This is a genomic window from Clostridium estertheticum, assembly GCF_018861295.1.
In the GTDB taxonomy this organism is placed as follows: domain Bacteria; phylum Bacillota; class Clostridia; order Clostridiales; family Clostridiaceae; genus Clostridium_AD; species Clostridium_AD estertheticum_D.
On the sequence record NZ_JAHLDM010000055.1, the window covers coordinates 1 to 7,010 of the forward strand.

Consider the following 7,010-nt stretch of genomic DNA (forward strand, 5'->3'; position numbering starts at 1 on the left):
ACTATAATACTAGGTTTTTCTTGTTTTGTCAACTACTTCTTTATAATAAATTTATAATTAAAATCTAATAAATTGTAATTAACAGTTAGTTAGCGTGCCACTCGTATGTGACGACAAGGAATATTCTATCATATACAGATATGACACACTCTCAATAATCCTTGAAATATGCTAATTATATGCAATATTCTTCACAATGCTATTGTTTTTTGCATTTCTTTCACACTGATACACTAGGACTGGTATACTATATTTCTATTAATAACATACCTGAATTTCACATTCTTTAATATTTTATTAGCTGTACTACCTATTTAAAAATATTAAATAAACTTTTATAAAAAACTATTATTCATCTTATCACAATATATTCAAGTACAATTCTATACCTCACTTAGAAAAACTTCGACCATATTAGTTTTACAATCAAATCCAAGCTCCTTTAACGATGATTGTAATGCCAATAGCGTATAAGCCATTTTATCTCTTTTAGCATTTTCCCCCATATGTCCTATCCTTATTACTTTCCCCTGTAAATACCCAAATGAACCAGCTATAAATACATTAAATTCATCAACCATATTTTTTAATAATACTTTATCATTTATATCCTTAGGCAATTCTATAACTGTTACAGTATTAGAATATCCCTCTTCAATATATAAACTAAGACCCGCTTGCTTTACAGCCTTCCTTGTGGCTTTAGCAATAGAATTATGTCTTTCAATTATTCCCGTGTCTTCTTTAATATTATCAAAAGCTTGTCTTAGACCAACAATATCACTTATTGGTGGCGTATATGGGAACCACTTATTCTTATAATAATCTTTCCATATAAGTAAATTGCAATAATAGGAAGCTATAGGCTTCTTTCTTTGATCCATTGATTCAAATGCATCTTCACTTATACTCAAAAATGTAAGCCCTACTGGTGCTGAAACACATTTTTGCGAAGCGCCTATTACTATATCTATTTTCCATTCATCTACTCTTACATCTTCTCCACCCATACCAGCTACACTGTCCACAACCGTAAGTATCTTCATCCTTTTTAGTAAATGACATATCTTATCTATATCATTTAATACCCCTGATGGTGTATCACAATGTACTACAGTAGCGTATTTGAAATCATGATCTTTTTCAAGGAATTCTTCTAATTTTTGCGTATCTATTGCGTGCTTCCTATCCTCTTTAAAAACAATAACCTCACCACCATACATCTTAACAAAATCAGCAAACCCTTCTCCAAATATTCCATTATCAATCACTAATACCCTGTCACCATTTTCAGTAAGTGATGCACACGCAGCCTCAAGGCCTAAAATCCCCTCACCGCTTAATATTCTAACTTCATTACTTGTCTTTAAAAACTCTCCTATTTCCTCACAAGTTTCTTTATAAAATTCATAAAACTGCAAATCTAAATCCGGATTTGTAGTAGCTAAAGCTCTAGCCATTCTTACGTTTTGTCTTACTTGTGTAGGCCCTGGAGTCATTATTTGAGATACCTTCATCATTTTCACTCCTTCATACTATTCTTTATATTTCAATAATAAAATTATATCACTAATAGCTAATTTGAAAAAATGTATCCATACGCTCTTCTTAATTATTAAATATTTAATTCTCATACAACAAATTATCTATATAGATTCCGTAATGCGATTATGTTTTAACTACGATAAAGCACATGAAAAATTCCATGTGCTTTATAATATATTAATGCTTTATTAATAGTAACAATAAACTTACAAGATAAGTTATCCCAGAAAAAATTAATGATACTATAAGAAATCCTATTAGTATAATATTATACTTTAATAAACCTTGGGCCATAACGAACTTTGAAAATCCAAATGTATTAAGAGCAAGTACTATGAAAAATATTACAATTAACCCCTTAGAAGCCCCTTTAATATCTGCAGAGCTTAATGATATATGAGATGAAATACAGATAGCTAAGAATAAGAACAATATAAAATATGGATTTGAAAAATTAGTTACTGAAAAAATTATCTTTATTAAATCAATATAAGAATTTAATATTCCATTTAAAGAAACGGAATTTATTTTAGTTATATTTATATTAACCATAGATATACTTATAAATTGATTGTATGTCTTAGGAATTATGGTATACATTAAAGCAATTATCGCCGATATACCCCCAAATATAGGCGCTATACCTATAAAAAAGTTACCCGTTTGTTGGTATATACTATTAGGATTATATGCATGATTTACATAACCCAGTACTCCGTTTTCATCTTTTCTTTGTAAAAGTACCAATTTTGATATTTTATGTCTAAAAACAAGACATAAGATAGCATGCGAAAGTTCGTGAATAGGAACTCCTATAATCGCGGTAATCGCTACTGCCTTCCACCCAAAGCTCCTTTGAAAATTTTCTATTGAATGGTTCCTTAAAAATCCAAGTATGAATCCCACCAAAATTATCATTCCCGTCATGTATATTGTATCTAGACACGTCTTTATTATTAAGTCTATTAAAGTATTCATATAATCACCCTTTCCATTTTTGCTAAAGTTCTATTCTAAGCTCCAATAACTAACATAAAATAATATTTTATCTTTGTCCTTAAATTATTCATTGGTGTAGCCATTTAACTTAAACATTATTATACCAAAGAATCTAAAAATATCAAAAATGATTGTTAATAACACACTATATACTAACAATAAACTGATAGTTATCCACAGTCACTCTCTATATTATTGTTCTACTGTGTATAACTACGTTAATAACTATATTTGTTTTTAATTATTTATTAAAAATGAAATAATTCATGTGTTTATTTCTACATTGCTTGATATTGCAAAAGACTTTAATATGTATAATAAGAAAAACATAAAAAGCTAATCGAGTACTGTTTCGATTAGCTTTTGTAGTAAAACTTTATTTTAATTTAGTCAGAACTTTATTAGAAGAAGCAGGTCTTTTTTTTAATGTAACACGAATATAAATAAATAAAAATGCTGTAAGTCCTCCACATGTATCTACCATCACATCCCTAAATGCGGGTCCTCTTCCCGGAACAAATGATTGATGAAATTCATCTGAGCATGCATATAGAAATACTATTAATATTGAAGCAATAAAAATTTTCATATCTATCTTTTTACTTTTGTTCATTGCTCTATATATTAGCATATATAAAATAAAATACTCAGTAAAATGAGATGCTTTTCTAACTATAAAATCACTCAAAGTTCCAAATATATTATTCAAATTTAGACCAAGTAAGTTGAATACATAAATGACAAATTTATTGTTTTCATTTGACACCTGTCCTACTTGACTAGAAAATATGAATATTATTATCATCCACCCTATAACTAAAATCCAATTCAAATACTTTTTTCGCATACATTCGCCCCTTAACTGTTCAATTTACCTTTTGCTTAAGAATTCAATTATGGTTTAATTGAATAAGTTTGTCAATATCCTATTTTGAAATTGAGACAAATGTATATTTAATATCATATATACATTATAAAAGGATGGTTATTTTATCCCAAGAAATCAGGGTCTTTCACATTATCTGCTCTTATTGCTTTTTTCATTATAGTAAGATCTATGGTTTGATTATATTTGTCAAAAGAGCAGGGGTATTTTGTACCACAATTATCACACTCTATAAATTCCTTAAAACAAGTCTGTTCCCTATTATCAAATAAAAAAGGAAGGTTTTCTGATTCTTCATTGTCTATACTTGCATTTACTATGTCTATTTTATATGTATAAAGAAAAGTGGCCTCATGTTTTATTTCAAAGTTTTTACCATTACATTTGGGACATATTAGAGATTCGTTTATTTTCAATTTATAACTCCCTTTCTATTATAATATATTTATAGTATTTGTTTATTTCTCTTTCATACTCCCCTTATTATAATTTATTGTTTATTGTATAGCTCCAATATCTACTTTTAATGCCTACTTTTAATTTTTTTAGCTATTTCTAATTTATTTAACATTATTAAACTCATTTCATAAATTATTTTTATTTTCTTTATTTATGCACTTTTGTTGATCCAAATAGTAGTTAGCACATACTATATATTGTAGGAATAATATAGAACGGATGTGTTATATTGAACTTATCATCTATTAAGAATCGCTTAAAAAAAAAGCATGAACCTAACCTTAAAGCATTAAATTTTATAAGATATATAGGCCCAGGCCTTTTAGTAACAGTAGGATTTATCGATCCAGGAAACTGGGCTTCAAATATTTCTGCCGGTGGCGAATATGGATATGCTCTACTTTGGATGGTAACCCTTTCAACAATCATGCTTATTCTTCTTCAACATAATGCTGCCCACCTTGGAATTGTAACCGGCAATTGTCTATCGGAAGCATCTACTGCCACATTAAACCCAAAGCTTAATCGCATGGTGCTTGGTTCCGCTGTATTAGCCGCAGTTTCTACTGCCCTTGCAGAGCTTCTAGGTGGCGCTATTGCTTTAAATATGCTATTTGGTATCCCTTTAAAACTTGGAACAATATTAGTTTTATGCTTTATATTATGGATATTATATACAAATTCTTATAAAAAACTAGAAAAGTGGATTATTGGCTTTGTCTCACTTATAGGAATATCATTCTTATTCGAATTGAGTCTTGTGCATGTAGAATGGGGTAAAGCTATGGTGGGGTGGATCAAACCCTCTTTCCCCAGTGGATCCCTTCCAATAATAATGAGTGTCCTCGGTGCTGTAGTAATGCCTCATAATTTATTTTTGCATTCCCAAGTAATACAAAGTCGTCAGTGGAATCTAGAAGATGAGAGTATAATAAAGAAACAACTTAAATATGAATTTATGGATACTTTTTTTTCAATGATAGTAGGTTGGGCTATAAATAGCGCTATGATCCTTATCGCAGCAACTACTTTTTTTGCACAAAAGGTTCAAGTTACAGAGCTTAGCCAAGCTCAACAAATGCTTACACCTCTACTTGGAAATACAGCATCAATTGTTTTCGCTACTGCCCTACTTTTTGCCGGAATTTCTTCCTCAGTCACCGCAGGCATGGCAGGCGGAAGTATTTTTGCAGGAATATTCGGTAAAGATTATGATATTAATAATGTATACACTAAACTTGGAATAGGAATTACTTTAATTGGTGCTACAATATCTATATTTTTTATAACAAATCCTTTTAAAGGTCTTATCTACTCGCAAATGCTCTTAAGTATACAGCTTCCAATAACTATATTCCTACAGATATATTTGACTTCTTCTAAGAAAGTTATGGGCAAATATGCTAACAGTACCCTAAGTAAAATAACTCTTTGGATTATTGGACTTATAGTAACCGGGCTTAATATAATGCTATTACTAAGCTTCCTACCATAAATCCACAAAACATAAAAAAGATATAGCCATAACTTCATTAGTTATGGCTATATCTTTTAATTTATAATTGCTCTAACCTAAAACTTTAGACCCTTCTTACTTATCATTATCTTCATTAATATTCTCTGTTGAGATATTCTCTGTTGAGATATTCTTATTTTGAAGCATATCTAGTGATTTTATATAGTCTTTTTTACCTTCATCAGGCAAACTATCCACACAAATACCACTTCTTGGAAATGCCATTGAAATGTCTTCTTGATGCAGTATATCCGCTATTTCAAAATTTATATCTTCTTTTACTCTAAAGTATTCATCAAAATCTGGTGTATCAGCGAAATAACAAACTATAATATCCAAACTAGCTGCACTCAATTTATCAAACCTAACAAGAATCCCCTCCTTATTAACCTGAGGATGATTATCTAACATACTCCTAACTCTTGAGACACAATTCTCTAATTTTTGCCTAGATGTTATATAATTTAGTTCTAAACTAAAACTAACTCTTCGTTTACCTCTTCTACTAAAATTTGTTACTGCTTCATTAGTTAATTTCGAATTAGGCACTATTATTAATGCTTCATCGATAGTTCTTATTTTAGTAGTTCTAAAAGAAATATTTTCTATACTACCTTCTAACACATCACTTTTAACCCAATCTCCAATAGTAAAAGGTTTATCTAATATTATAGACATACCCGCGATAATATTGGCAGCTGCATCTTTAGCTGCCAATGCAAATGCCAATCCACCTAGTCCAAGTCCCGCAATAAACCCTTGAATATTATATCCCCATTTTTCAGCTATTATTGTAATAGCTAATGCTACTAGTATTAGTCTTAATGTTTTTGATATAAATGGGAATAATATTTTATCGACTTTTACATCATAGGCTTTATGCATTCTCTCAAATAAAAGAGAAGATTCCCCTGTAAGATTGTAGAGTCCCCATGAAATTAATACTATTATGGCAGAACTAAAAACTCTGTTTACAAAATCTAGCCTAATTGGTAATGCCAGTATTAAAATATCAAAGGCAAAATATATCCCTAGCACTTCAAAAAAATTAATCAATGGTCTTTCAAAAGCAGCTACTATTTTTGTATCTGCATTAAATTTTGTTTTATTAACAAGCTTTAATATTATTTTAAATACATATTTCGCAAATATCTTTTTTAATAATAAAAATAGTACGAATACTCCAATAGCTATTCCAACATATCTAAGTTTAACATATGTGAATCCACTAAAAAATCTTTGTATTTCATCTTTTGCAAAAAAATCTACTATCCATTTATACAAACAATCACACTCCCTTTTATCCTATGTTTAAGTATATAATCATTTTAAACTAATAATGTTATTTACTCAATAGATTATATATGAAGAATCATTTTTATTAATATATAAATCACACAAAAAAAGACACTTCATATGAAGTGTCTTTTTTTGGTGGCTTACCGGAGAATCGAACTCCGGACACCATGATTAAAAGTCATGTGCTCTACCAACTGAGCTAGTAAACCATGTTTACCTGGCGACAACCTACTCTTCCACAAGGTCACCCCTGCAGTACCATCGGCGCATTGAAGCTTAACCTTCGTGTTCGGTATGGGAACGGGT

The 7,010-nt window shown here is 29.8% G+C and carries 6 protein-coding genes, 1 tRNA gene and 1 rRNA gene; 1 reads left to right on the top strand and 7 read right to left on the bottom strand.

Annotated elements, in window-relative coordinates; translation table 11 throughout:
• Positions 1-383 precede the first annotated feature (383 nt).
• From KPL54_RS25355 to KPL54_RS25370, 4 genes are all read right to left on the bottom strand, one after another.
• Positions 384-1,517 (bottom strand): pyridoxal-phosphate-dependent aminotransferase family protein, encoded by a 1,134-nt coding sequence (locus tag KPL54_RS25355; protein ID WP_216109267.1) that lies wholly within the window; start codon positions 1,515-1,517, stop codon positions 384-386.
• 205 nt (positions 1,518-1,722) lie between these two features.
• The gene (locus tag KPL54_RS25360; protein WP_216109264.1) at positions 1,723-2,523 is read right to left on the bottom strand and encodes a metalloprotease family protein; all 801 of its coding nucleotides are present in this window, start codon (positions 2,521-2,523) and stop codon (positions 1,723-1,725) included.
• A 397-nt stretch (positions 2,524-2,920) separates the two neighbouring features.
• A complete protein-coding gene (locus KPL54_RS25365) occupies positions 2,921-3,391 on the bottom strand; it encodes a VanZ family protein (protein WP_216109265.1) in 471 nt (156 codons plus the stop codon).
• 143 nt (positions 3,392-3,534) lie between these two features.
• A complete protein-coding gene (locus KPL54_RS25370; protein ID WP_253203800.1) occupies positions 3,535-3,846 on the bottom strand; it encodes a hypothetical protein in 312 nt (103 codons plus the stop codon).
• A gap of 272 nt (positions 3,847-4,118) precedes the next feature.
• Between KPL54_RS25370 and KPL54_RS25375 the strand changes: the two genes are divergently transcribed.
• Positions 4,119-5,384: an Nramp family divalent metal transporter gene (locus KPL54_RS25375; RefSeq protein ID WP_253203802.1), complete on the top strand. Its 1,266-nt coding sequence runs from the start codon at positions 4,119-4,121 to the stop codon at positions 5,382-5,384.
• A gap of 96 nt (positions 5,385-5,480) precedes the next feature.
• Here KPL54_RS25375 and KPL54_RS25380 read toward each other — a convergent pair whose 3' ends face one another.
• The 3 genes from KPL54_RS25380 to rrf all read right to left on the bottom strand — a co-directional run.
• Entirely contained in the window at positions 5,481-6,689 is a 1,209-nt protein-coding gene (locus KPL54_RS25380) for a mechanosensitive ion channel family protein (RefSeq protein ID WP_216109266.1), read from the bottom strand.
• Positions 6,690-6,837: 148 nt separating this feature from the next.
• Positions 6,838-6,913 (bottom strand) — tRNA-Lys (locus tag KPL54_RS25385).
• Positions 6,914-6,919: 6 nt separating this feature from the next.
• Positions 6,920-7,010, bottom strand: a 5S ribosomal RNA gene (rrf, locus tag KPL54_RS25390); the annotation flags it as partial.